Below are 24,407 nucleotides of genomic sequence, written 5' to 3'. Positions count from 1 at the left end.
CAAACAATTTCGGTTTAAATTCGTAAAATTTTCGTTCTTTTGTGAAATCGTTATAACTTTAAGAAGTGCATGTCGAAATTTGATCATATAAGGCCTTATTATGACAGTGAAGTTAATGAGGCCATACGCGGGGTACTGCACCACCCTATGATGAAGGCACTTATGAGCTTTACGTTTCCGGATGTTGAGCCTTCCGTATGGGAGGAACAGCTGAAGAAAACACATTCTAAACGCGATTTTCAGATAAATTTTATATACCCGGCAGTACAAAAAGTACTTAAAAAAAGCTCTGAGGGGCTTACCACTTCCGGTTTTGAAAAACTGGAAAGGCATACACCCTATCTTTTTATTTCCAATCACAGGGATATAATACTTGATACTTCATTGCTTAATGTTTGCCTTCATGACCACGGACTGATAATGACGGCATCTGCAATAGGCGATAACCTTGTCCAGAAGCCGGTACTGCATACCCTATCGAGGCTTAACCGCAATTTTGTTGTGCAGCGGGGCTTACCGCCACGCGAGCTGCTGCAAAGCTCTAAACTGATGTCAGAGTATGTAAGGCAGCTTTTACTGCGCGAAAACCGTTCGGTATGGATAGCCCAGCGCGAAGGCCGTACTAAAGACGGTAACGATGCCACACATCAGGGTGTTTTAAAAATGCTTGCTATGGCAGCCGAAGGAGAAGATATTATGGCATACTTTAAATCGCTAAAAATTGTGCCGGTATCTATTTCTTATGAATATGACCCAACCGATGCGCTAAAGATGCCTATGCTTATGGCGAAGGCAAATGATGAGGTGTATGTGAAGGAAAAGAATGAAGATCTTAACACGCTGCTAAGCGGTATTATGGGGCAGAAAAAGCGTATCCACATTCATGTTTGTGATGTGCTGGATACCGAGTTTGATACCATAAGCGCTGAGCAGGACAATAATAATAAGCAGATACAGGCGCTTGCACAGGTGCTTGACGATGCTATTTTGAGCAGCTATATGCTTTGGCCTACCAATTATATAGCGTATGACCTTTTACATGGCGGCAGCCGTTTTGTATCTGAATATACCGATAAAGAACGGCAGCTTTTTGAAAGGCGGCTCGAAATGCGCATTGATATAGAAAATGAGGTTATGCGTAATAACTTTTTGGCAATGTATGCCAACCCTGTTGTAAACAAAATGAAATACCAGGATGCATAGCAAACCCAATATACTGTTGCTTTACACGGGCGGTACCATTGGTATGGTAAAAGATTTTAAAACCGGGGCATTAAAGAACTTTAACTTCGCCAAGCTGTTGCAGCGCATACCCGAGTTAAAACAACTGGACTGTAACATACAAACAGCCTCTTTTGAGCAGCCCATAGACTCGTCTAATATGGCGCCGCCAAAATGGGCAAAAATAGCAGCTATAGTCCAAGAAAATTATGATAAGTTTGACGGTTTCGTAATCCTACACGGTTCCGATACCATGTCTTATTCGGCATCTGCACTTAGCTTTATGCTGCAAAACCTGAATAAGCCGGTTGTTTTTACCGGTTCGCAACTGCCAATAGGCGATTTGCGCACCGATGCTAAAGAAAACCTTATAACAGCCATACAGATAGCCTCGCTGCAAAACAAAACACACCCTTTAGTGCGCGAGGTATGCCTGTATTTTGAATATAAGCTCTATCGCGGTAACCGCACTACAAAGATCAGTGCCGAGCATTTTAATGCCTTCGCATCACCCAATTACCCGCCTCTTGCGGAATCAGGCGTTCACCTTAAGATTAATGAGGATTTGCTGCTGCAGAATAATTCCGCACAACCTTTAAAGGTTTCGGAAGGATTTGATGACAATGTAGTAATCATAAAAATGTTTCCCGGAATAAGCGAACAGGTACTTACTTCTATCCTGAACACGCCCGGGCTTAAAGGCGCGGTTTTAGAAACCTACGGCGCAGGCAACGCACCAACCGACATCTACTTTATATCTACCCTGCAACGGGCCATAGAGCGCGGGCTGCACATAGTAAATGTAACGCAATGCTCAGGCGGCAGCGTTAACATGGGTCACTACGAAACAAGCACACTACTTAAAGAAATCGGGGTAATATCGGGCAAAGATATTACTACCGAGGCAGCCATTACCAAGCTGATGTACCTGCTTGGACAGCAGGTGCCACCTGCTGATTTTAAGGCGCGATTTGAGGAGCCGCTGTGCGGGGAATTGTCGGAATAAATTTTTTAGAATCAGTTTTTAATTCTATTTTTGCACCCTGTTTTAGAGAGGTGGCCGAGTGGTCGAAGGCGCACGCCTGGAAAGTGTGTATGCTCCAAAAGGGCATCGAGGGTTCGAATCCCTTCCTCTCTGCGAAAAAGGACTCAATTATGAGTCAAAAATATCTTAAATAGCTAAAAACCTGCAAGTTAACAATTTGCGGGTTTTTTATTTTTAGCCTGCAAATACACAAAATTTGCAAAAATGCACAAAATTTTTGTGGTGCATTCGTGGCGCAGAGGCCCGAAAAAAAAAGTGCGCCACAAAATCCTTGTAACTCATTGATTAGCAAGATGTAAAGCACGTTAACGACTTGATTTTTAAGTACAACAGTTCGACCTTTATTAACTTTAAATGTTTGAATTATGTTGGAAAGCAGTTTTGGATTAACCTTCTTTTTGAGGACTCCGCGAAGAAAGACCAATATCAGGTCTATTTATTTGAGAATTACCGTTGACGGTATTCCTAAAGAAACATCTATTAAATGTACCTGGGATTTAACCAGGTGGGATCAAAAAACAGAACGTGCAACCGGGAGCAAGGAAGATGCACGCGTCTTAAACAATGTGCTTGATGCAATAACCGTCAAAGTAAATAAGAGAAAAGCTGATCTTATCTATGCCGAGGAAACAATCACTGCACAAAAGCTTATCGATTATGTCAAGGGAAAGGTTGCTTCCAGGGCAAAGGTTCTGGAAGAATTCCAACTTCATAACGACGAAGTCAAAGCCCTTGTACCAAAAGAGTATTCAGCAGGAACACTTGAACGTTTTGTTACCGCTAAATCTCACGTCAGGGATTTTATAAAGTTTAAGTACAGGGTAGATGATCTGGAGTTTAGGGAACTGAATTTCCAGTTTGTTAAAGATTATGAATTCTACCTTAAAACGGTCAAAGGATGCTGTAATAATACTACGTTGAAATATATATCGAATTTTAAAAAGATAGTATTGCGGGCAATTGCAAAGGAAATTATAACGGTTGACCCTTTTAAACTTTTCAAGGGGAAAAAGACGAAGACCAATAAAAAGCCTTTAAGTAGGGAAGAACTCCTAAAAATCGAGAGGCATAGTTTTTCTACACCAAGACTTGAATTAGTACGCGATATTTTTGTATTCCAATGTTATACGGGCTTAGCTTATATTGATGTATTTAACCTAAAAGCATCAGACATTAAAACTGGCATTGATGGTGAGCCATGGATTATGACTGAAAGGCAGAAAACCGGTTCAGAAACCAATGTCCCACTGCTGCCACAAGCTTTGGAAATCATGTCGCGTTACAAAGGTCATCCACTCAGTGAAAAGCGCGGTGCTGTGCTACCAGTCAAATCAAATCAAAAGATGAACGCCTATCTGAAAGAAATCGCAGACTTATGCGGCATCAACTGCGAATTGAACACGCACAAAGCGCGTAGAACGTTTGCAAGTACAGTAACCCTCGGCAACAATGTTCCGATACATGTTGTGAAGGAAATGCTCGGCCATCATTCCATTCAGCAAACGGAAGAGTATGCTATCACTGAGAAACAGAGTATATCACGAGAGATGCAGGGACTAAGGCATAAATTTGCCGTTGAAAAAGCAAGCAAGCCTGAAGTAACGTGGGAGGCCATTCATAAATTAGAGAATGAACTTCAGGAAATGAAAATGAAATTCCTCACCATTCAAAGTGCATAATAATTAAGCCTTAAGATAAATCTTAAGGCTTAATTATTTAATAGAGATTATAGCTTAGGTTTGGAAGTGTAAGTTTTAGTACCAGGAATAGCTGTCTTGAAAGCTCCAACAATTCCAACGCTGAAACGGGCTCGCGTTATTCCAACATATAATTTTGCCCTCGCTTCATCTTTTAAGGCAGAACTGTTATTCTCTATCCATTTTTTCATATCAGAGGTAGGATAAATTAAAACACGATCGAATGTCTTGCCTTTTGAAGTCCCAAAGTTTGCAACTGCAAAATCCAGATCCGCTTTTACAGTAATACTCCACCGTAATTGCACAGGATCAAATTCCTCTAAATATGATCTTGCGTCAGCTTCGTTTATTAAATAAATGCCAGTATGGTCACTCTCACCGCTGCGGCAGGACTGACAGTCGCAAGCTGATGTTGCAGCGTATTGTGGATAAAGTTTTGATGAGTAGTCGCAAATAAGCTGGTTGTTCCGGTGTGATGCGGCAAGTGTTGTTTCATCAATGTTCCCATTAATTAACTTTTTGCATTCAGTCTGCAAAAATTCTTTTATTTTCCCGTCAGCATACTTTTTGTATTTTGCTTCGTGGTGTGTCAAGTAAGTTACCTGTCGCGGATCGCCTACAAGCGTGATAGTACTCGCGGATTTAAAAAGAAGTTTTATAATTTCCAGATCGTAACCTGCCAGATCTTGTACCTCATCTATAAAAATATGGGGGTAAATCCTCCTTATGCGGTCTATGATTTCGCCTTTCAAAGCTGCATCAGCGTTTACGACGAATTTGGCAAGTTTATCGGAGTAGATTCTCCCGCCACCCGTGAAGTAATGCTTTATAAAATTTTCGTGCTCACCCCAGAATAACGGATGTCCGTTTGAGACTACACGCTTTCCCTGCTTATCGAATTTTGCTCCAGATCTTTGATTTACCAGATCTAATCCTCTGACCGATTGCGTGAACATTACTTCATTAAAGGTTCCCTGATAGGGCTTTACGCCATGCTGAATTAGAAACGAAAACCACGTTTGTATTTTTATATTGCTGGGAACATACTTGTTCAGTTGAATAATTTTGCTGCGAATTTCTTCCTCGTTGTATTCCGTATACGTCGTGATCAGGACCTGTTTGTCTTTGATCTTTAAAGCCTCCTTTACGATTGCGGTTGTCTTTCCCGATCCTGCTGCTGCAATGACAAGCTTATTGTTCATTACACCAGGCTATTGCATCCAAAATGTACTTCGGATAGGTGATTGATTTTGCCGAGTTGAATATTTTCATCGCGCATTCGGTTTTATTGTCCTGCATATATTCACTGATTGCCTCCTCAGTCTTATATATAGTCGCACTGATGCCCAATATGTCGCAGAGGTTTGACAAATTGCCTGCATTGGCCCTGACGATTTGCGGTTCCAATGTGTTAAGGCTATTATCAGAATCGGCAAAGATTTTAATGGTCATTGATCCCGCATAATCTTTGTACTTTTTCGTGATTTTTGTTGCGTAATCTTTGTCATTGTCGGTCAAAACCGCGACAGGCTTTTGAACCAGTTCCGCTATTTCCAGAAATCTTTTAAAAGAAGTGCCTACTGAAATAATGTCTATTTCGTTTTCTATTGGCAATGTATTGGCATGGCTGTCTTTGTATGCACGCTGAAATACAAGTTCGTCAGACGGGCCTTCAACCAATAGCGCTTTCTTTGAGAGTATCATGCGTAAAGTTTCGTAGCCAGGCAATTTTTCGAAAAAATCGTATGTGTCAGACTTCAACGCCGTCAAGCGGATTTCCTTTCTATTATGAAGCAATATCAGATTTTTTAAACTCAACTTGTTTGCAACAAAGCTACTATGCGTACTGACAATAATCTGCTTGCCCTCACATTTTTGCTGGATACTTTTAATGAACTGATTCAGTTTTGTATGAGATAGGTGGTTTTCCGGTTCCTCTATTAAAATGAGGTTTGACTCTTTCGCTTTTTTGTGGGCAAGAGCCAAGTTGGTTTTGATCAGGCATTGCTCGCCCTTTCCTATCTGATGGAATGGTATGCCTTCGAGATAAGTCATTAGCGATGTTTCCCATGAATTTTTTGCTGACAAATCAACTGAAATATGAACGGTCTTTGTCGATATATCGGCTTTGCCGGTAATTTTTGTATTGATTGCCGCAACAGATTTGTCCGACATAAACGTCTCCTTCATTTTCCGATAGGCTTGGGATAAGTCTACGATTTCCTTTTCAATCAGGTCGTCCTTGATAATTTTGGAAATATAAACATCCGACCCATTTTGAAATCTTGTTCCGGAGGAATCTATCATTACTGACTTTACAGGAAGCGTCCTGATCGATACTGTATCCCGCGCAAAAGTCGTCCACGTCATCTTATAGAATTCAATCGGAATAGTCATGACATCGCCGAGAATTAACTCGTTATAATCATCAATATAATCGTGGTCGAACTCTATTTTAAAACTTATTCCGCATCCCTTTTTTCGCTGAATGTTAGCATCACCTTCGAAGAGGGGGAGTGGGTCACCACAAAAAAAAATCTCAATCACGATCTCGGGCGGCTTCTGTGGGGCAGCAGTTTTAAGACTGGCAAGGTAATCGATTTCGACGTCCTTATTAAATAAGTATTGTGAAAGTTCGTTCTTAAGATAACGTCCGCAAAGCAATCCTGATAATGCCAAATGAATAGCTTCAAGAATTGTAGATTTTCCGGCTTCATTGTTCCCGACAATGATATTTATACCGTTTGATAATTCCAACGGAAAAAGTCCTTTAAAGCATTTATAATTTACAATATTAATTCTCTCGATAAAGTTCATTAAGCGATTTCGTTTTAAATTTGATTTGAGGCGCGCTATATTAACAAAAGTTTAGCTAATATAGCAAAAAAAGAAAGGCATGTTGTCGAAAGCAATTCCTACTACCGGCAAGTATTCAAACAAATAGCAGTGCATTTGGAGAGTTGCTTGTAAATTGCGGACGGCGCGAATGAACCTTACGGTAAAATTAGTAGAATGGAAGATTATTTTGTTTCGGCAGCGAGTATAGTTTATACAAAAAAAAGATTGCTGCCTGGCAATGGTTACGATGAACGTTGCTTGCAGCAACGCCGGCAGGCAGGCTTGGGATTGCTCCCCGAACTTACAGAGGAACTGGAAAATTTTGCAACATTTTTCATCCTCATTAATCAGCCAATGACAAACCGGCAAATAAGATTGCTTGCCTCTATTAATAACGAGCTGATAAGTTCCTTTATTTCCGCGATATAAAGCGGAAACAAGTCGATTATTGGGCTATTTTCAGTATTACTTCACTTCGATACCCTGGATGATATGAAGGACGATAGTCGATATATCCCATAACTTGAAGTTCCTTAAAGTATTTATGGTAAGTGGGAATTGTGTGGATGTGTGACAGGCTCATCAATTTACTCCGGCTCACTTTAATTATACCGCTCTCGCCCTGCCTGTAACCTAAATACAATATGGCGGTAAGCAATGCAAAATGCCAAACATTAAGCCTGTTGTCCTTTTCAAATATTGAAAGATATTTTAGAAGATTTGCCAGTTCCATATTTAATTTTCCCCGAAAAGTTTCAGAAGGTCAGACTTATTGTAGTAGTAGGAACCCAAGACTTTTTTGTAGCGAATCTTTCCACTGATACGCAAGTTTTGCAAGGAGCCGGCAGAAATGTCCAAAAGCTTTCGCACTACCCTTCCCTTTAACCATTCAAAGTCTGTTCCGGCATTTTCTGTTCTTTCACCTTGCGCTAATAGCTGCCCGATCTGTTCAAGGAGCAGTAGCCCAAATTGGCGCAGGTCGTCTTTAGTTACATTATTGTCCATCGTTCACCAATCGTTTTCATATGTAAAAATGAAATTACGTAGTGTTTCAATACCTTTTGCAGATGTGGAATTGGATGGCGTTAATTGACCTTTAGTGTTATTACGTCGTAACTGACATGAAAACTGTTTTTACTTTGCGGCATGAATCCAGATGAGATAAAAAAATATTTTGAGAAAAACCCGCCGCCGGTTGCTGTTGACTGGAAGCCTTGGGCTAAAATCAGTGACACCCAGAAATTCCTTAATAGCTGTTATACTTCAATTGCCAGCTTTAAAGACCCTATGACAAGTGCCCTTCGTATTGGCATTTAAAGGAATTTTATGATGATATGCGCTCAAAGGAATAGTAAAGCATCAGTGATTGTAGTGAAAATCCTCCCTTGAAGATTGTAACGGAAAGCGCAGCGGTGTCGGATGCCCCAAAAAAACCAGCCCTAAAAGAACTGGTTTCCAACGTGGATAACGAAAATCATTGCGCTCCCATAATTTTTTTTGGATTTGCAGCATTTGCCCTCCGGCATATTCTAATTCATATGTGTATTCTTTTCCTTTCAGTGGAGTAAACAATTTTCTATACTTCTTTTTAGTGGTATTGTAGATTTTTAAAACTATAAAAGTTTGAAACCAATTCTTGTCCATTGGTATTTCATAATTGTATATTTTATGACTGCCATCTGAGTAATCATAATAATCAAATGCAAATTAGAAATGCGTCAACAAACTGGCGCTGGCATCTTAACTACGTAAATTAAAACCTTAAAATCGTAATTTTGCAGGTAAATTAGGAGTGCCAATGACAACATTATATATAAAAAATATGGTTTGCAACCGCTGTATCATGGTGGTAGAAAACGAACTCGGTAAACTTGGCCTGAAGACAAAATATGTACGATTGGGCGAAGCTGCATTGGAAAATGAGCTTTCAGTCACGGAAAGGGAAAAGCTGAAAGATATCCTGATCTCCCTAGGATTTGCCCTTATAGATGACAAAAAGGGCAAGATTATTGAAAAAATAAAAAACACAATAATCCATTTGGTGCACTACCACCAGGGTGAATTGAAGACCAATTTGTCAGATGTGCTTAAGGATGAGCTGAATCACGACTACAATTACTTATCCAGTCTTTTTTCAGAAGTGGAGGGCACTACAATCGAGAAGTACTACATTGCGCAGAGAATAGAAAAGGTAAAGGAACTCCTGGTGTACGACGAATTGTCATTGAGTGAGATTGCCTTCCGCCTGAATTACTCCAGCGTTGGATACCTGAGCAACCAGTTTAAAAAAGTGACCGGACTCACGCCGAGCCATTTCAAACAGGTAAAGGAAGAGAAAAGAAGGCCCCTGGATAGTTTATAAAAGTTACAAATCAATTAAAGAATTCCACAATAAACGACAAGGATGCCGTAGCCAAATTTGCAGGGTAATTAAACCAAGCAAAATATGGCAGCAAATGACCTTTATACTATAAAACAGGTGTTCCCTGTTCTGGGTATGACTTGCGCTTCCTGCGCGGCAAGCGCTGAAAGTATCGTTAACTTTCAACCGGGTGTCAAGAGCGCTTCAGTGAACTATGCTACGGGAAATTTGACAGTCGAATTTGAACCCGGCAGAACAGATGTCATCCAACTGCAAAAGGCGGTGCAGTCTGTGGGTTACGACCTATTGCTGGAAGATGAGGAACAAAGGCAGGAGGCATTAGAAGCGATTTATGCCCAAAAGTATACACAACTTAAGAAAAAAGCTTTCTGGGCTGTCCTTTTCTCGTTACCCGTAGTAGTACTAGGGATGTTCGCTATGGATATGCCCTATGCGAATGAGATGATGTGGGTATTTTCTACTCCTGTCGTAATTTGGCTGGGTAGGGACTTTTTCATCAATGCATGGAAGCAGGCAAAATACCGCTCTGCCAATATGGATACATTGGTAGCGCTCAGCACCGGCATTGCTTACCTGTTCAGTGTTTTCAATATGTTATTTCCGGCCTTTTGGCACAAGAGAGGCTTGCATGCGCACGTCTATTTTGAAGCAGCAGCGGTTGTCATCGCATTTATCCTGCTTGGTAAGCTTTTGGAAGAAAGGGCTAAAGGAAGCACCTCCTCGGCCATCAGGAAGCTGATGGGCCTACAGCCAAAAACTGTTACGGTAGTGCTCGCAGATGGATCGCTTCGGCAGACTCCTCTTGACCAGGTAATCCCTGGCGATGTCATACAGGTGAAACCGGGCGAAAAGATAGCGGTGGATGGTATAGTGACCTCGGGAACGTCGTATGTGGACGAAAGTATGTTAAGCGGAGAGCCTATACCGGTAGCCAAAAAGATAGCCGAAAAGGTATTCGCAGGTACGATTAACCAACGGGGCGCTTTTGAGTTCAAGGCGATAAACGTAGGGAAAGAAACCATGCTTGCACACATAATAAAAATGGTGCAGGATGCCCAAGGCAGCAAAGCACCCGTGCAGAAACTGGTGGATAAAATTGCAGGCATTTTTGTTCCCGCGGTGATGGGTATTGCAACCGTTACCTTTATGCTATGGTGGGTGTTAGGTGGTGAAAACGGCATAGTACAGGGGTTACAGGCAGCTATTACCGTTCTTATAATAGCCTGCCCCTGCGCATTGGGGTTGGCGACTCCCACTGCCATTATGGTTGGTGTTGGTAAAGGCGCAGAGAATGGGATACTTATAAAAGATGCCGAAAGCCTTGAGTTGGCGAAACGAGTTACTGCCGTGGTACTTGACAAAACGGGGACTATTACAGAAGGAAAGCCACTTGTTATGAACATTGTGTGGCTGGATAATGATGATACATCAAAAAATGTCCTTTTGAGCATGGAAAAGCGCTCCGAGCATCCTTTGGCAGGAGCAGTGGTTAACCACTTTGGTGATCTTCCAACGATTCCTTTATCCAACTTTGAAAGCATAACAGGTAAGGGGATCAATGCCCGGCACAATAACGAAAACTACTTTGCAGGCAGTAAAAGGCTGTTAGAAGAAAATAATATCCGTATTGATGTGAGCCTGCAAAAGCAAGCTGAGGAATGGGATAAACTATCGGTTACGGTTATATGGTTTGCCGATAGCAGACAAGCCTTATGTGTAATCGGCATATCGGATAAGGTTAAAGAAACTTCTGCCATGGCCGTCCGACAGATGCAGGGAATGGGAATTGAGCTTTACATGTTGACGGGCGATAACCACGCTACGGCCAGGTCAATCTCAGAACAAACCGGCCTACGGCATTACAAGGCCGAGGTATTGCCACAGCAGAAAGCCGATTTTATCAAAGAACTGCAAGGTAAAGGAAAGGTAGTGGCAATGGTGGGCGATGGTATCAATGACAGCGCTGCACTTGCGACAGCCGATATAAGTATCGCGATGGGCAAAGGTGCAGACATCGCAATGGACGTAGCCAAGATGACCATCATTTCGTCGGACCTTACAAGGATACCACAGGCCATACGTTTGTCAGAAAAGATCGTAGCTACAATTAGGCAAAACCTGTTTTGGGCATTTATATACAACTTGATCGGCATCCCTATAGCAGCTGGGATTTTATACCCGGTGAACGGTTTCCTGCTGGATCCTATGGTCGCAGGAGCTGCGATGGCGCTCAGCAGCGTAAGCGTGGTGTCTAACAGCTTACGCCTAAAGCTGAAAAAATAAAACATTAAATGTCACAAATCAAAGAAGAATTTTCACAATGATGAGGCGTGATTAAGTGCTGAAATTTGTGGGACAAGATAATCTATAAATTATAACCGATGGACAACAAGGAATTTCTATTTAAGACAAATATCAACTGCGGGGGATGTGTGGCGAAGGTAACTCCATTTTTGAATGATGCTGAAGGTGTCTGCCACTGGGAAGTTGATACGCAAAATAAAGACAAGGTGCTGACAGTTAAATCCGAGGGTATATCTCAGGAGCAGGTGATGCAGACGGTTCAAAGGGCCGGCTTTAAAATAGAACCTTTGCCTCAGTAGACCTTACTAAAACCTGTATATAGCAGGAAGAATGAAGCTTAATTGAATTTTTTACATCGAATATCAAAAAAAGATAAAGAAATCTATCAGAAAGATTAACTTATTTGTAAATTTGTTGTATTGAAGTACTTTAGAACACATATAGGCATAACTCTCTTGTTTTGTTTGGGGCTTTTCCTTGTTCCCACACAAGGGCTTGCCTGTTCCAAAGGGTCAGTTAAGACGGAACACTCGTCCAAAACGACACATTCATCATCCTGCTCCAAGAAACAATCGGCAAAACCTGATCATAAGGCCTGCTGCAATGGGAAGCCTTGCGCGAAATGCAAGCACGGTAAAGATTGTGGGGGCAAATGCAAGCACAGTTCCTGCCGGTGCGTTTCACCGCAAACTTCGCCTAATCTTGTAGGCATTATGGAGGTAGTGGCAAACACTCAATTAGCCATAATAAAAAAACGGGAGTTTTCTTTTGAACAAGCCTATTATTCTTCTGGCTTTTACGCTCTCTGGCTACCGCCTAAAATAAGCTAAAACTATGGCTTGACAGCCATAGGTGTGCCTTGTCAAAAGCTGTTCCGGCTTTTGCAAATCCCCTATTTGTATCATTTATTTAAAATTTAAAACAGAAATGGGCTTATCAATCCCCCGTTTCTCAAAATGTAATTATTATGAAATCATTATCAAAAATAGTGATGGTAATCGCCGTATTACTATCATCAATAAACGGCTTCGCACAAATCAAGAATGCGAAAACAGAAACCGTAAAGATTTATGGCAATTGTGGTATGTGCAAAACCACCATCGAAAAAGCAGGTAACGTAAAAAAGGTAGCCAGTGTGGACTGGAACAAAGATACCAAGATGGCTACGCTCACCTATGACGGCGACAAAACAAATCAGGATGAAATCCTGAAACGTATCGCTTTGGCTGGTTATGACAGTGAGAAGTTCCGTGCGCCGGATGACGCATATGCTAAACTGGCTGGTTGCTGCCAGTATGATAGACCAGTGAAGACGGTTGCCAAAAACAAGGAGGCGGGAATGGACATGAATGCCGGACATGGCAATCACGACCATAGCCAAATGGCAGCTAACAAAGATGCAGCCCAAAACCAATCACAGCTAAAGGCTGTATTTGACAACTACTTTTCAGTGAAAGATGCTTTGATAAAAACCGATGCAGCGACCGCATCTGCCAAAGCCGCTGAATTGGCTACATCCCTTAAAGCAGTCGATATGAATAAGCTATCGGCAGAGGAACATACGGCTTGGATGAAAGTAATGCAGGACTTAACGGCCAATGCGGAAAGCATTTCAAAATCAAAAGACGTTGCAAAACAAAGAAGTGCTTTTGCGGCACTTTCGGGAAGCATCTACACACTGGCTAAAGTGTCTAAACAGGACACCCCCGTTTATTACCAGCACTGTCCTATGTACAATGGAGGTAAGGGAGCCAATTGGCTAAGTAAAGAGAATGCCGTTAAAAATCCATATTACGGCTCACAGATGCTTACCTGCGGCAGTACGGTCGAAACCATTAAATAACAGGTCTGAAAGCTATGGTACAGTACAATGACATGGTGCAGGCACTTAAAGACCTAAGACAGCGTGGGTACAGTATGGACTTTAGTCTGTTGCCGGACTGCCTTTACTGTGCGTCAAAGAGCCTGAAACTAAAACCGGAGGATTTTACGGTTACGGAAACTCATAGGTTTGAAAGCCTCGACAGTAGTCCTGATAACAATGCCGTGATTTATGCCATATCGTCCAATGACGGTAAGAGCAAAGGGGTACTTGTTGATGCCTATGGTACTTATGCTGAAGAAATGTCCCATGAGATGGTAAAAAAATTAAATGCAACATAACTTTTAAAATCCCTTGTTATGAAAAAATACACGTGTCCTATGCACCCGCAGGTGCTAAAAGACGAACCAGGCAAATGCCCTCTTTGTGGCATGGCATTGGTTCACGTTGGCGGTACGTCAGCTTCTCATGAACACACATCAGAACATGGGCATTCCGGGCATTCTCAACATGGCCATGCTGATGAAAACTTTAATAAACATGAGGGACATCATACAGGCGATTTCCTCACACGTTTTTGGATAAGCCTTGTCATTACAATCCCTATCCTGCTCCTGTCGCACATGATACAGCAATGGTTAGGTTTCTCCCTTGTTTTCAATGGCGATAAATATGTGCTGCTGGCATTGGGTACGGTGATTTATAGCTATGGAGGCTTGCCATTCCTAAAAGGAATGATTGGCGAGATAAAAGCCAAGGCCATAGGCATGATGACCCTTGTCGCCATTGCCATATCCGTAGCCTATGTCTATTCCGTAGCCGTTGTATTTGGCTTGCAGGGTATGGACTTCTTTTGGGAACTGGCAACCCTTATTGACATCATGCTGTTAGGGCATTGGCTGGAAATGCGTTCCCAAATGGCTGCTTCACGGGCATTGCAGTCATTGGTGGCTTTGCTGCCCAACGATGTTACCGTGGAACGTGGCGGAGAAGCCGTAAAGATAAAGCTCGAAGACCTGCAAAGCGGTGAAACGGCTATCATAAAACCGGGTGAAAAAATTCCAGCCGATGGATTGGTACTGGAGGGGCTTTCGTATATCAACGAGAGTATGCTTACCGGAGAAAGTGTTCCCGTAAAAAAGGAAAAAGACGGAAAGGTCATCGCAGGCTCTATCAATGGCGATGGTGCGCTGAAAGTCAAGGTAACAGCCGTGGGAAAAGACAGCTACCTGAACAGGGTTATCAATCTTGTGCAGGAAGCGCAGGCTACCAAGTCTAATACACAGAACCTTGCGGACAAAGTTGCCAAATGGCTCACCTTTATTGCCATTGCCGTTGGCATAGGCACATTTGCCTATTGGTATGCAAGCAGTGGAGATATTGCCTTTGCGCTTGAAAGAATGGTGACGGTGATGGTAACGGCCTGCCCGCACGCATTGGGCGTGGCTATCCCGTTGGTGGTCGCCATTTCCACAACGCTTTCGGCGACCAATGGCCTGCTCATCCGCAACCGTACGGCATTTGAAACCACCCGCAAACTTTCCACCGTCATTTTTGATAAGACTGGTACACTCACCAAAGGTTCCCATGCAGTAGAAAAGGTTATACCGTTAACGGATGAATATAATGCCGATGAGGTTATCCAGTATGCTGCCGCAGTACAGCAAAATTCGGAACACCATATTGCTAAAGGCATTATGGCTACATTGAAAGAAAAGAGCCTTGCCTTATGGAAATCTGAAAACTTTAGCTATATGCAGGGCATAGGTGTAAAAGGTGTCGTGAACGGCAAAAATATCGTAGCTGGCGGCCCGAATTATTTCACCGAAAACCACCTTTCCCTGCCGGAAATACCAAGCGAAATCAATCAGGAAGCCGAAACGGTCAACTTTGTCCTCATTGATGACAGGGTAATCGGCATCATTACTTTGGCAGACAGCATCCGTGAGGGTTCGGCACAGGCGATTGAGGAACTCAAAAAAATGGGCATCAAGTCCTTTCTGCTCACCGGGGACAACGACAGGATTGCTGCTGCCGTAGCCGGAAAATTGGGTATGGACGGGTATTTGGCCAATGTGCTTCCGCATAACAAGCAGGAGAAAGTAAAGGAGTTTCAGGCAAAAGGCGAAATCGTAGCAATGACTGGTGATGGTGTAAATGATGCACCTGCACTGGCACAGGCAGATGTTGGAATTGCCGTGGGTTCCGGTACGGACGTGGCTGCCGAAACAGCCGATATCATATTGGTGGACAGCGACCCGAGGGATGTGGTCAAACTGATTGACTTTGGCAGACTTACCTACAAGAAAATGATACAGAACCTGATATGGGCGGTTGGCTACAACGTGGTGGCAATACCACTTGCAGCAGGTATATTCTATCCAAATTTTGTTTTAAGCCCAGCAATGGGTGCGGTATTGATGAGCGTAAGTACGATAGTAGTAGCGATTAATTCCCAACTTTTAAAAAGGAGACTGTCATGATAGAGAAAATTATTTCATGGTCAACGCACAACCGCTTTTTCGTGTGGATAGGCATACTGCTGATTGTGGTTGGGGGCGTATGGTCGGTAATGACCACACCGGTTGATGCCATCCCCGACCTTTCCGAAAATCAGGTCATCGTTTACACCGAATGGATGGGACGTAACCCCCAAATCATGGAAGACCAGATTACCTACCCTTTGGTTTCCAACTTGCAGGGTATTCCCAACGTTAAGGCCATTCGTGCAGCATCTATGTTTGGCATGAGTTTCATCTTTGTTGTATTTAATGACGATGCAGAAATCTATTGGGCAAGAACCCGTGTTTTGGAGCGGTTGAACTTCGCTCAAAAAGCATTACCACAAGGGGTAACTCCCACTCTCGGTCCCGATGGAACAGGCGTGGGTCATGTTTTTTGGTACACGCTTCAGGGCGATGGTTACGATTTGGGCGAACTCCGTGCAGTGCAGGACTGGTATGTAAAATTTGCAATGCAGAATGTAGAAGGTGTGAGCGAGGTGGCCTCTTTCGGAGGTTTCCAAAAACAATATCAGGTGAGCGTCAATCCCAACAAACTTATTTACTACAACATTTCAGCAATGGATGTGGCAAATGCCCTTAAAGCCAACAATCGTGACGTTGGAGGAAGTATCTATGAAATGAACCGTATGGGTTATATGATTAGAGGATTAGGTTATATCAAAGACATCCGGGATATAGAAGAAATTTCCGTTGGCTCAAATAAATCCATTCCCATCAAGCTGAAAGATGTTGCCGATGTACAAATGAGCAGCGACATCCGATTGGGAATTGTAGAAGAAAACGGCGAAGGCGAAGTAGTGGGCGGTGTGGTGGTTGCCAGATATGGCGAAAATGCAAAAGAAGTGATTGACCGTGTAAAAGAAAGGTTAGGCGATGTGGAAAAAGGTTTGCCTCCCGGAGTGAAGATTAAAATTGCTTACGACCGTAGCAATTTAATTGAAGCTGCCATTGCAACATTGAAAGAGGCGTTGTGGGAAGAAATTATTGTGGTTTCATTAGTGGTGCTGATTTTTCTTTTCCATGTGCGAAGCGCAGTAGTGGCCATTGTTACCATTCCCTTGTCGGTGCTGATTGGCTTTATGTTCGTGAAAATGTTTGGCATTTCACTCAACATTATGTCATTGGGCGGTATTGCCTTAGCCATTGGCGATTTGGTGGATGCGGGAATTGTGATGACTGAAAACGCTTATAAAGGTTTAGTAAAAGCAGTTTTAAAATCAGAAGAATAATGGAAAAGCAAAGAATAGGAAATACAAAAGAATTGAGTGAGGAAGAACGTATCAAAATCATTGAACGCTCATCACGCACTGTTGGAAGAGCCGTTTTCTTTTCCATATTGGTAACGCTCATTTCATTCTCTCCCATATTGTTTCTCGAAGGGCAGGAAAAGAAAATGTTTTCGCCTTTGGTATGGACAAAAACCTTTACTATGATTGGCTCCGCCATTATAGCATTATTTGTTGTCCCAATGCTGTTGCGTTCTTTAATGAAAGGCAAGCTCATTCCTGAAAGCAGAAACCCCGTTGCAAATTTCTTTATAAAAATATACAGCCCTGTTTTGCGCCTTTGCCAGCATTGGAAAAAAACGGTAATTGCTATTGCTGCTTTAATCGTGGTGGGTAGCATTCCTTTTGTAGTGCGTTTGGGTTCGGAATTTATGCCACCGTTAGACGAAGGTTCTCTTTTGTTTATGCCCGTTACACTTCCTGATGTTTCCAACAACGAAGCCAAACGTATTTTGCAGGTGCAGGACAAGCTCATTATGTCCGTTCCCGAAGTGGAAAATGTTCTGGGCAAAGCAGGTCGTGCCTATACTGCAACCGACAATGCTCCGGTAAGTATGATTGAAAGCATTGTTGTATTAAAACCCCAATCGGAGTGGCGTAAAGGCATGACCACCGAAAAGCTGATTTCGGAACTGAACGAAAAAGTGCAGATACCTGGTGTTACAAGTGGTTGGACACAGCCTATAATCAATCGTATCAATATGCTTTCGACAGGTGTCCGGACAGATATTGGTGTGAAAATTTATGGGCAAAACTTAGATACTATCTACAACCTTTCAAGGCAAATTGAAAAATCATTGAAAGGTATTGATGGGCTTGCAGATTTATATGTAGAGCAACTCACAGGGGGGAAATATTTGGATATAAGAATTAATCGGGAAGAAATTGCCCGATATAATCTTTCTATTGAAGAAGTGAATATGCTTATTGAAATGGCATTAGGAGGAATGCCTTTGACCAATACCATTGAAGGCAGGCAGCGTTTCAGCGTTTCCATACGCTTAGCGCAGGATTTTAGAAGCGATATAGAAGAAATAAAACGAACGCCTTTGCAGACATCGGGTTACGGTGTTATTCCATTGTCAGCAGTGGCGGATGTTGAAATTTCGGAAGGCCCGCCAATGATAAATTCTGAAAATGCCATGCTGCGGGGAACGGTTCTGTTCAATGTGCGTGGCAGGGATATGGGAAGCGTAGTTGGCGATGCTAAAAAACGTATTGATGCAGATTTTCAAAAGCTGCCCAAAGGCTATTTTATTGAATGGAGTGGGCAATATGAAAATAAGGTTCGAGCAGAGAACCGTTTAAAAATCATCATTCCCATTACGCTTTTGATAATTGCTTTTGTCCTCTATTTCACTTTCCATTCGGTTAAGGAAATGGTGATTGTCCTTTCAAGTATTCCCATTGCATTAATCGGGGGGGTATATTCAATGTATTTTTTCGATGTGAATTTTTCGGTAGCTGTTGCGGTAGGTTTTATTGCCTTATTCGGCATTGCGGTAGAGACTGGTGTATTGATGCTCGTCTATATGAATGAAGCCATAAGAGATACAGTAGAAAAAAAGAAAAGTGCTGAACTCTCAAACGAAGATGTCGAGAAAGCCGTGTTTTCCGGTGCCGTAATGCGTGTACGACCTAAACTGATGACGGTAATGGCCGATATGATTGGTTTAATGCCTATTCTTTTGGCAACAGGTGTAGGTAGTGATGTCATGAAGCCTATTACAATACCTTTTGTTTTTGGCCTAATAACTTCTACTCTTTTCGTATTAATCGTTTTGCCAGTTATATATCAAATCGTCAAGGAAAGAGAAATAAAAAAATATGGTAAAGTAGAATTTTTAGAAAACATAGATTAATGAAAACAGTAAACCCACATACAATTCCTGTAACAGAACTTATCACTGAACTTGGCAGTGATATAAAACAAGGATTGAACTCCCTTGACGCTGCAAAGCGTATTGAAAAATACGGGAGTAATAGTATTCAATCCGATAAAGGAAAACACCCTTTAAAAATAGTCCTGTCGCAGTTTAATAACCTCTTGGTGTATTTGTTGTTGTTTGCAGCCGCCATGTCGTTTTGGTTTCAGGAATATTTGGATGCAACGGCAATTCTGCTTGTAATACTTGTTAATGCAACCATTGGCTTTTGGATGGAAATGCAGGCGGAACGCTCCATGAATGCGCTGAAAAAAATGGTCAGTGTCCCTTCCAAAGTTTTCAGAAATGGTAAGCTGACCGAAATAGCATCCGAAGAATTAGTTCCGGGCGATTTGCTGTTTGTTGAAGCAGGTGAGATGATTACCGCAGATGCAAGAATTATTTCCGCTACACAACTTTCCATAAATGAAGCATCGCTTACGGGCGAAGCCATGCCTGTTGAAAAAACAGCAAGCGAACTTTCGGGAGATATTCCACTTGCTGACCGCACCAATATGTTGCACAAAGGCACTTTCGTTACCAACGGAAACACCACTGCCCTTGTGGTTGCAACAGGTATGCAAACCGAATTAGGCAAAATCGCACACCTCGTGCAGGGAGCAGAGCAATCAGCCACTCCACTTGAAAAAAAGTTACAGGTATTCAGTCGTAAACTCATTTACATAACAGTTGCTTTAGTGGTGCTGATTTTCATTGTCGGTATGTTCACGCATGGCGATTATGTGGAATTGCTTGAAACGGCCATTGCCCTTGCAGTAGCAGCCATACCCGAAGGACTTCCCATTGTGGCAACCCTTGCATTGGCTCAAGGGATGATGAAAATGGCAAGGCATAATGTCATCGTAAAAAAACTTTCGGCAGTAGAAACCTTAGGAGGCACAACCGTTATTTGCACCGATAAAACAGGAACACTTACTCAAAATAAAATAGAAGTAACAGATTTAATCCCTGCTGATGAAACTTCTGAAAAGAATAAACAACTCCTTCAGCATATAGCTGTTTTATGCAACACCGCATCCATTCAGATTTTAGAAAACGACATTAAAGAAATTGGCGACCCGCTGGAAACGGGCTTACTGAAATATGCACACAACAAAGGAGAGAATGTTGAGCGGTTGCGTCAACAGTTTCCTAAAATAGATGAAGTCCCGTTTTCATCGGAAACAAAAATGATGGCAACGCTACACGGCAATCAAAACGATTTTATAGTTTGTGCTAAAGGCGCAGCAGAAGAAATACTCAAACAGTGCAGTCATATTCTTAACGGTTCTGAAATTAAAGAGATGAATGAAGAAACAAGAAACCAATGGAAAGACAAATCTGAACAATTGGCATCATCCGGTTTAAGAGTTATTGCTGGTGCTTTTAAAGAAACTGCTTCAAAAGATGTTGCACTCACAGACAGTTTGGTTTTTGCCGGACTATACGGAATGATGGATCCGCCAGCCGAAGATGTGTTTGATGCAATCAATGAATGTAAAGATGCAGGTATTAAAGTAGTGATGATTACAGGCGACCATCCTGCCACTGCAAATTATATAGCCAACCAACTTCATATATCCGAAAACACGCAACCTGTCATCGGCAAGAACATGAAGCCCTTTGAACAGTTAAGCGAACAGGAAAAAAATCTTTGGGCTGACACTTCTGTTTTCGCAAGGGTTACACCCGCTCATAAATTGGATTTGGTAAGAGTGTTGCAGGAAAAAGGAAACATCGTTGGCATGACAGGTGATGGTGTAAATGATGCTCCTGCTTTGAAGAAATCAGACATCGGCATCGCAATGGGAGTGAGAGGAACACAAGTGGCACAGGAAGTGTCAGACATGGTATTGAAAGACGATAAATTTTCGTCCATAGTTCATGCAATAAAGCAAGGTCGTGTTATTTTTACTAATGTTCAGGAATTTGTGATTTACCTGCTTTCCTGCAACATGAGCGAATTGTTTGTGGTGTCATTAGCTGCGTTGTCCAATCTGCATTTTCAATTAATTCCGCTGCAAATACTTTTTATCAATCTAATAACAGATGTGTTGCCCGCCCTTGCTTTGGGCGTAAGCGAAGGCAGTCCGTATGTTATGAAACACAAGCCCCGAAATCCGGCTGAACCGCTGTTAAAAACAAAACAGTGGTATGCTGTTTGGATTTATGCGGCAATCATTTCCGTTTGCACATTGGGAGCAGTATTCTTTAGCCATTTTGTTTTGCATACAGGCGAACACTTTGACCCGAAACTCTGCAACAACATTTTATTCTTTACTCTTATTGTTTGCCAGTTGTTCCATGTGTTCAACATGGCATCGGTCAAAACTTCTTTTATAAAATCTGAAGTATTCCAAAATAAATATGTTTGGTATGCACTGCTTACAAGCGGGTTAGTCGTGGTTTCCGTATTTTTTATTCCTCCAGCTCGTGAAGCATTGAATGTTCAGTCGCTGAAAGCGGAAGACTGGTTGATTGTTTTCGTATCTGCTTCGATTTCACTATTGGTTATTCAAATTTTAAAACGAACAAATCTAATTCACGATGAAGATTAACGCTGAAAATATAAACATCATTAAGGCATCAGGCGAAAAAGCTCCGTTCAACAAAGGAAAGCTAAAACAATCGTTGCTGCGTTCTGGTGCAACTAACGAACAGGCAGATGAAATTACCAATGAAGTAATCGAAATGCTGGTTGAAGGAATGTCCACCCGGAAGATTTACAAAACTGCATTTCGATTGCTGAGAAATTATTCCCGTCCGGCAGCAGCACGTTATAAACTCAAACAAGCCATTATGGAATTGGGACCTTCCGGTTTTCCGTTTGAGCAATTTGTTGGCGAACTTTTAAAACATAGAGGTTACAAAACGCAAGTGGGCGTAATTGTAAAAGGACATTGTGTAAACCATGAAATTGATGTGATTGCCGAAAAAGACGAACACCATTTTATGATTGAGTGCAAATTTCATAACCGTCAGGGTTACTCGTCCGATGTTAAAATCCCGCTATACATTCAGTCAAGATTTTTAGATGTGGAAAGACAATGGAAACAGTTAGATGGTCATTCTGAAAAATTTCATCAGGGTTGGGTAGTAACCAATACTCGCTTTTCAGAAGATGCTGCTCAATACGGAAGGTGCATGAATATGAACCTTGTGAGTTGGGATTACCCCAAACATAATGGGTTAAAAGACTGGATTGATGGTTCGGGATTACACCCCGTAACCTGCCTTACAACGCTTACCCAAAAAGAGAAACAACAATTATTAGACAGAAAAATAGTGCTGTGTAAAACCATGCATCACAATCAAAGTGTGTTGCAAAACATAGGCATCCATTCACCACGGTTGGAAAAAGTAATGGAAGAATGTTCGGCATTGTGTGAAGAATTCTCAGCAAAGAAATTTCAAAGTATAAAACAATAATTATGAACGACAATAAAATCAAAATCCAATTCTTAGGTGCTGCCGGAACAGTTACCGGCTCAAAGTATCTTGTTACTGCTTTTGGTAAAAAAATACTGATAGACTGCGGTTTGTTTCAGGGGCTAAAAGAACTCCGGCAACTAAATTGGCAACCATTAGCCGTTTCAGCAAAAACTATTGATATAGTATTACTAACACATGCACACTTAGACCACACAGGCTACCTCCCCTTACTGGTGAAGCATGGTTTTAGCGGAACAATCAACGGCACTTCACCAACCTTACAGATTGCCGAAATCATTTTAAAAGACAGTGCAAAAATTCAGGAAGAAGATGCAGAGAGAGCGAACAAATTCCGCTACTCAAAACACAAGCCCGCTTTGCCGCTTTATGGCTTGCCTGATGTGGAAAATACTTTGCCGCTTTTTCAACCGCAACCCCTCAATCAATGGTTACAAATTAACGAGCATATCCGATACCGTTTCCGATACAACGGACATATTATTGGTGCTACATTTATTGAATTGCAGATTGGCGAAAAAACATTAGTCTTTTCCGGTGATATTGGCAGGGAGATAGACCCACTTTTGTTTCCACCGGAAAAGCCTGAAAAAGCGGATGTTTTATTTATTGAAGCCACTTATGGCAACCGCCTTCATCCTGTCGAACCAGCCATCAACAATTTGGAAAAACTTATTAATCGTTGCATGGCAAGAAACGGCACTATCATCATACCGAGTTTTTCGGTAGAGCGGACACAGTTACTCATGTATCTGTTTTGGCAGTTAAAAAAGACCAATAAAATTCCCGATATACCTATTTATATGGATAGTCCTATGGGAAGAAATGTTTTGGAAGTTTTTCATAGAAATACAGATTGGCATAAACTCTCCACCGATGAATGTTCTGAAATGTGCAACACCATAAAGCGTATTAAAAGTGTTGATGAAACTTTTGCACTTGCAGAAGACAATACACCTAAAATAATTATTGCCGGAAGCGGAATGGCGGCAGGAGGCAGAGTGCTTACTTACTTTGAAAAATACTTAGGCGATGAAAGCGCAACTATTCTGTTGGTTGGCTTTCAGGCGGAAGGAACAAGAGGAAGAGCTTTACTTGAAGGTGCATCTGAAATCAAGATGAGAGGTAAATTCTATGCAGTAAAAGCTCATATTGAAAATATTGAAGGATTATCCGGTCATGCCGACCAAAATGGATTGATTGACTGGATGAGAAAACTGCAATCCAAACCGGATAAAATTTTTATTGTCCACAGCGAAGCGGATGGCGCAAAGGGATTGCAGGAAAAAATAAAAGAAGTTTATAAATGGGATAGTGAAATTCCTGTCCTTAATCAGCGAAACGAATTTGAATTAAAAATCAAAAGGCCATGAAACACAAAGAAATTATCACAAACTGGAATGTAATTACAGGGGGGCCCTGCACGGGGAAAACCACGGTAGTAAACCTGCTTGCCGAAAGAGGTTACAAAACCACTATTGAACATGCACGTCATTACATTGATACGCAAAAAATAAAAGGGCGCACGGTTGAAGAAATTCGTGAAAACAAAAAAGAATTTCAGTTAGGAGTGCTGAATATGCAGATTGAAGAAGAAGCAACCTTAGATGTAAATGAAATGGTGTTTTTAGACCGCGCCTTACCCGATGCAATGGCATACTATCAGTTCTTGGGTTTAGAATATGACGACAGGTTAATAGAACAGTGTAATAAATATTGCTACAAGCAAGTTTTCATATTAGACCGTTTGCCGCTTACCAACGACTATGCAAGATTAGAAGACGAAGCAGAGCAAATCCGTATTCATAACCTGATAATTAAGGTGTATGAAACATTCCCTTGCCCTATTGTTCATGTGCCGGTTCTGCCACCGGAAGAACGGGTTGATTTTATTCTAAAACACATTTAGAG

Annotated in this window: 22 protein-coding genes and 1 tRNA gene; 18 read left to right on the top strand and 5 right to left on the bottom strand. The window is 41.8% G+C overall.

Annotated features, from left to right (window positions below):
* Positions 1-69: 69 nt before the first annotated feature.
* The 4 genes from KJK34_RS10620 (at position 70) to KJK34_RS10605 (ending at position 3,945) form a co-directional block, all read left to right on the top strand.
* Complete coding sequence (locus KJK34_RS10620; protein ID WP_223053857.1) at positions 70-1,203, top strand: 1-acyl-sn-glycerol-3-phosphate acyltransferase; 1,134 nt, start codon at positions 70-72, stop codon at positions 1,201-1,203.
* Positions 1,196-2,227: an asparaginase gene (locus KJK34_RS10615; RefSeq protein ID WP_223053856.1), complete on the top strand. Its 1,032-nt coding sequence runs from the start codon at positions 1,196-1,198 to the stop codon at positions 2,225-2,227. The genes KJK34_RS10620 and KJK34_RS10615 overlap by 8 nt, the downstream gene beginning before the upstream one ends.
* A gap of 44 nt (positions 2,228-2,271) precedes the next feature.
* Positions 2,272-2,359 (top strand) — tRNA-Ser (locus KJK34_RS10610).
* Between the two features lie 272 nt (positions 2,360-2,631).
* Positions 2,632-3,945 (top strand): site-specific integrase, encoded by a 1,314-nt coding sequence (locus tag KJK34_RS10605; protein ID WP_223053855.1) that lies wholly within the window; start codon positions 2,632-2,634, stop codon positions 3,943-3,945.
* Between the two features lie 47 nt (positions 3,946-3,992).
* On the opposite strand, the gene KJK34_RS10600 is transcribed toward KJK34_RS10605, so the two are convergent.
* Positions 3,993-5,165, bottom strand: coding sequence for a UvrD-helicase domain-containing protein (locus tag KJK34_RS10600; protein WP_223053854.1), 1,173 nt, complete (start codon positions 5,163-5,165; stop codon positions 3,993-3,995).
* Positions 5,155-6,780, bottom strand: a complete 1,626-nt coding sequence (locus KJK34_RS10595; RefSeq protein ID WP_223053853.1) for an ATP-dependent nuclease — start codon at positions 6,778-6,780, stop codon at positions 5,155-5,157. Before KJK34_RS10595 ends, KJK34_RS10600 begins: the two co-directional genes overlap by 11 nt.
* A gap of 195 nt (positions 6,781-6,975) precedes the next feature.
* Between KJK34_RS10595 and KJK34_RS10590 the strand changes: the two genes are divergently transcribed.
* A complete protein-coding gene (locus tag KJK34_RS10590; protein ID WP_223053852.1) occupies positions 6,976-7,230 on the top strand; it encodes a hypothetical protein in 255 nt (84 codons plus the stop codon).
* Positions 7,231-7,246: 16 nt separating this feature from the next.
* On the opposite strand, the gene KJK34_RS10585 is transcribed toward KJK34_RS10590, so the two are convergent.
* Together KJK34_RS10585 and KJK34_RS10580 are read right to left on the bottom strand one after the other, a co-directional pair.
* Complete coding sequence (locus tag KJK34_RS10585) at positions 7,247-7,534, bottom strand: hypothetical protein (protein ID WP_223053851.1); 288 nt, start codon at positions 7,532-7,534, stop codon at positions 7,247-7,249.
* Between the two features lie 2 nt (positions 7,535-7,536).
* The gene (locus tag KJK34_RS10580; RefSeq protein ID WP_223053850.1) at positions 7,537-7,806 is read right to left on the bottom strand and encodes a helix-turn-helix domain-containing protein; all 270 of its coding nucleotides are present in this window, start codon (positions 7,804-7,806) and stop codon (positions 7,537-7,539) included.
* A gap of 141 nt (positions 7,807-7,947) precedes the next feature.
* Here KJK34_RS10580 and KJK34_RS10575 point away from each other — a divergent pair, with 141 nt between their 5' ends.
* On the top strand, positions 7,948-8,118 hold the full coding sequence (locus KJK34_RS10575) for a DUF6965 family protein (protein ID WP_223053849.1): 171 nt from the start codon (positions 7,948-7,950) through the stop codon (positions 8,116-8,118).
* A gap of 42 nt (positions 8,119-8,160) precedes the next feature.
* Here KJK34_RS10575 and KJK34_RS10570 read toward each other — a convergent pair whose 3' ends face one another.
* The gene (locus KJK34_RS10570) at positions 8,161-8,445 is read right to left on the bottom strand and encodes a hypothetical protein (protein ID WP_223053848.1); all 285 of its coding nucleotides are present in this window, start codon (positions 8,443-8,445) and stop codon (positions 8,161-8,163) included.
* A gap of 154 nt (positions 8,446-8,599) precedes the next feature.
* On the opposite strand from KJK34_RS10570, the gene KJK34_RS10565 reads away from it, so the two are divergent.
* From KJK34_RS10565 to KJK34_RS10510, 12 genes are all read left to right on the top strand, one after another.
* On the top strand, positions 8,600-9,163 hold the full coding sequence (locus tag KJK34_RS10565) for a helix-turn-helix domain-containing protein (RefSeq protein WP_223053847.1): 564 nt from the start codon (positions 8,600-8,602) through the stop codon (positions 9,161-9,163).
* Positions 9,164-9,247: 84 nt separating this feature from the next.
* Positions 9,248-11,467, top strand: coding sequence for a heavy metal translocating P-type ATPase (locus KJK34_RS10560; protein ID WP_223053846.1), 2,220 nt, complete (start codon positions 9,248-9,250; stop codon positions 11,465-11,467).
* 98 nt (positions 11,468-11,565) lie between these two features.
* A complete protein-coding gene (locus tag KJK34_RS10555; protein ID WP_223053845.1) occupies positions 11,566-11,787 on the top strand; it encodes a heavy-metal-associated domain-containing protein in 222 nt (73 codons plus the stop codon).
* Between the two features lie 668 nt (positions 11,788-12,455).
* Positions 12,456-13,331 carry a DUF3347 domain-containing protein gene (locus KJK34_RS10550; protein WP_223053844.1) on the top strand — a complete coding sequence of 292 codons (876 nt, stop codon included), beginning with the start codon at positions 12,456-12,458 and terminating at the stop codon, positions 13,329-13,331.
* Positions 13,332-13,345: 14 nt separating this feature from the next.
* Complete coding sequence (locus KJK34_RS10545) at positions 13,346-13,651, top strand: phosphoribosylpyrophosphate synthetase (RefSeq protein WP_223053843.1); 306 nt, start codon at positions 13,346-13,348, stop codon at positions 13,649-13,651.
* A gap of 18 nt (positions 13,652-13,669) precedes the next feature.
* On the top strand, positions 13,670-15,793 hold the full coding sequence (locus KJK34_RS10540) for a heavy metal translocating P-type ATPase (protein WP_236937634.1): 2,124 nt from the start codon (positions 13,670-13,672) through the stop codon (positions 15,791-15,793).
* On the top strand, positions 15,790-17,064 hold the full coding sequence (locus KJK34_RS15275; RefSeq protein ID WP_223053842.1) for an efflux RND transporter permease subunit: 1,275 nt from the start codon (positions 15,790-15,792) through the stop codon (positions 17,062-17,064). Before KJK34_RS10540 ends, KJK34_RS15275 begins: the two co-directional genes overlap by 4 nt.
* Positions 17,064-18,983: an efflux RND transporter permease subunit gene (locus tag KJK34_RS15270; protein ID WP_223053841.1), complete on the top strand. Its 1,920-nt coding sequence runs from the start codon at positions 17,064-17,066 to the stop codon at positions 18,981-18,983. The genes KJK34_RS15275 and KJK34_RS15270 overlap by 1 nt, the downstream gene beginning before the upstream one ends.
* Positions 18,983-21,604 carry a cation-translocating P-type ATPase gene (locus KJK34_RS10525; RefSeq protein ID WP_223053840.1) on the top strand — a complete coding sequence of 874 codons (2,622 nt, stop codon included), beginning with the start codon at positions 18,983-18,985 and terminating at the stop codon, positions 21,602-21,604. The genes KJK34_RS15270 and KJK34_RS10525 overlap by 1 nt, the downstream gene beginning before the upstream one ends.
* On the top strand, positions 21,594-22,475 hold the full coding sequence (locus KJK34_RS10520; protein WP_223053839.1) for a restriction endonuclease: 882 nt from the start codon (positions 21,594-21,596) through the stop codon (positions 22,473-22,475). Before KJK34_RS10525 ends, KJK34_RS10520 begins: the two co-directional genes overlap by 11 nt.
* 2 nt (positions 22,476-22,477) lie before the next feature.
* Complete coding sequence (locus KJK34_RS10515) at positions 22,478-23,869, top strand: MBL fold metallo-hydrolase RNA specificity domain-containing protein (protein ID WP_223053838.1); 1,392 nt, start codon at positions 22,478-22,480, stop codon at positions 23,867-23,869.
* Positions 23,866-24,405 carry an AAA family ATPase gene (locus tag KJK34_RS10510; RefSeq protein ID WP_223053837.1) on the top strand — a complete coding sequence of 180 codons (540 nt, stop codon included), beginning with the start codon at positions 23,866-23,868 and terminating at the stop codon, positions 24,403-24,405. The genes KJK34_RS10515 and KJK34_RS10510 overlap by 4 nt, the downstream gene beginning before the upstream one ends.
* Positions 24,406-24,407: the final 2 nt, after the last annotated feature.

Origin of the sequence: Flavobacterium coralii, assembly GCF_019891545.1 — a bacterium.
Taxonomy (GTDB): Bacteria; Bacteroidota; Bacteroidia; order Flavobacteriales; family Flavobacteriaceae; genus Flavobacterium; species Flavobacterium coralii.
Note: the sequence above shows the minus strand (reverse complement) of the source record. Positions and strands in the feature narration are given on the sequence as shown.

Coding starts and splice junctions, on each gene's coding strand:
- KJK34_RS10525 (WP_223053840.1), top strand. CDS start 18,983: ATGAAAACAGTAAACCCACATACAATTCCTGTAACAGAACTTATCACT.
- KJK34_RS10560 (WP_223053846.1), top strand. CDS start 9,248: ATGGCAGCAAATGACCTTTATACTATAAAACAGGTGTTCCCTGTTCTG.
- KJK34_RS10600 (WP_223053854.1), bottom strand. CDS start 5,165: ATGAACAATAAGCTTGTCATTGCAGCAGCAGGATCGGGAAAGACAACC.
- KJK34_RS10555 (WP_223053845.1), top strand. CDS start 11,566: ATGGACAACAAGGAATTTCTATTTAAGACAAATATCAACTGCGGGGGA.
- KJK34_RS10565 (WP_223053847.1), top strand. CDS start 8,600: ATGACAACATTATATATAAAAAATATGGTTTGCAACCGCTGTATCATG.
- KJK34_RS10570 (WP_223053848.1), bottom strand. CDS start 8,445: ATGGACAAGAATTGGTTTCAAACTTTTATAGTTTTAAAAATCTACAAT.
- KJK34_RS10615 (WP_223053856.1), top strand. CDS start 1,196: ATGCATAGCAAACCCAATATACTGTTGCTTTACACGGGCGGTACCATT.
- KJK34_RS10585 (WP_223053851.1), bottom strand. CDS start 7,534: ATGGAACTGGCAAATCTTCTAAAATATCTTTCAATATTTGAAAAGGAC.
- KJK34_RS10540 (WP_236937634.1), top strand. CDS start 13,670: ATGAAAAAATACACGTGTCCTATGCACCCGCAGGTGCTAAAAGACGAA.
- KJK34_RS15270 (WP_223053841.1), top strand. CDS start 17,064: ATGGAAAAGCAAAGAATAGGAAATACAAAAGAATTGAGTGAGGAAGAA.
- KJK34_RS10590 (WP_223053852.1), top strand. CDS start 6,976: ATGGAAGATTATTTTGTTTCGGCAGCGAGTATAGTTTATACAAAAAAA.
- KJK34_RS15275 (WP_223053842.1), top strand. CDS start 15,790: ATGATAGAGAAAATTATTTCATGGTCAACGCACAACCGCTTTTTCGTG.
- KJK34_RS10575 (WP_223053849.1), top strand. CDS start 7,948: ATGAATCCAGATGAGATAAAAAAATATTTTGAGAAAAACCCGCCGCCG.
- KJK34_RS10605 (WP_223053855.1), top strand. CDS start 2,632: ATGTTGGAAAGCAGTTTTGGATTAACCTTCTTTTTGAGGACTCCGCGA.
- KJK34_RS10595 (WP_223053853.1), bottom strand. CDS start 6,780: ATGAACTTTATCGAGAGAATTAATATTGTAAATTATAAATGCTTTAAA.
- KJK34_RS10545 (WP_223053843.1), top strand. CDS start 13,346: ATGGTACAGTACAATGACATGGTGCAGGCACTTAAAGACCTAAGACAG.
- KJK34_RS10550 (WP_223053844.1), top strand. CDS start 12,456: ATGAAATCATTATCAAAAATAGTGATGGTAATCGCCGTATTACTATCA.
- KJK34_RS10520 (WP_223053839.1), top strand. CDS start 21,594: ATGAAGATTAACGCTGAAAATATAAACATCATTAAGGCATCAGGCGAA.
- KJK34_RS10515 (WP_223053838.1), top strand. CDS start 22,478: ATGAACGACAATAAAATCAAAATCCAATTCTTAGGTGCTGCCGGAACA.
- KJK34_RS10620 (WP_223053857.1), top strand. CDS start 70: ATGTCGAAATTTGATCATATAAGGCCTTATTATGACAGTGAAGTTAAT.
- KJK34_RS10510 (WP_223053837.1), top strand. CDS start 23,866: ATGAAACACAAAGAAATTATCACAAACTGGAATGTAATTACAGGGGGG.
- KJK34_RS10580 (WP_223053850.1), bottom strand. CDS start 7,806: ATGGACAATAATGTAACTAAAGACGACCTGCGCCAATTTGGGCTACTG.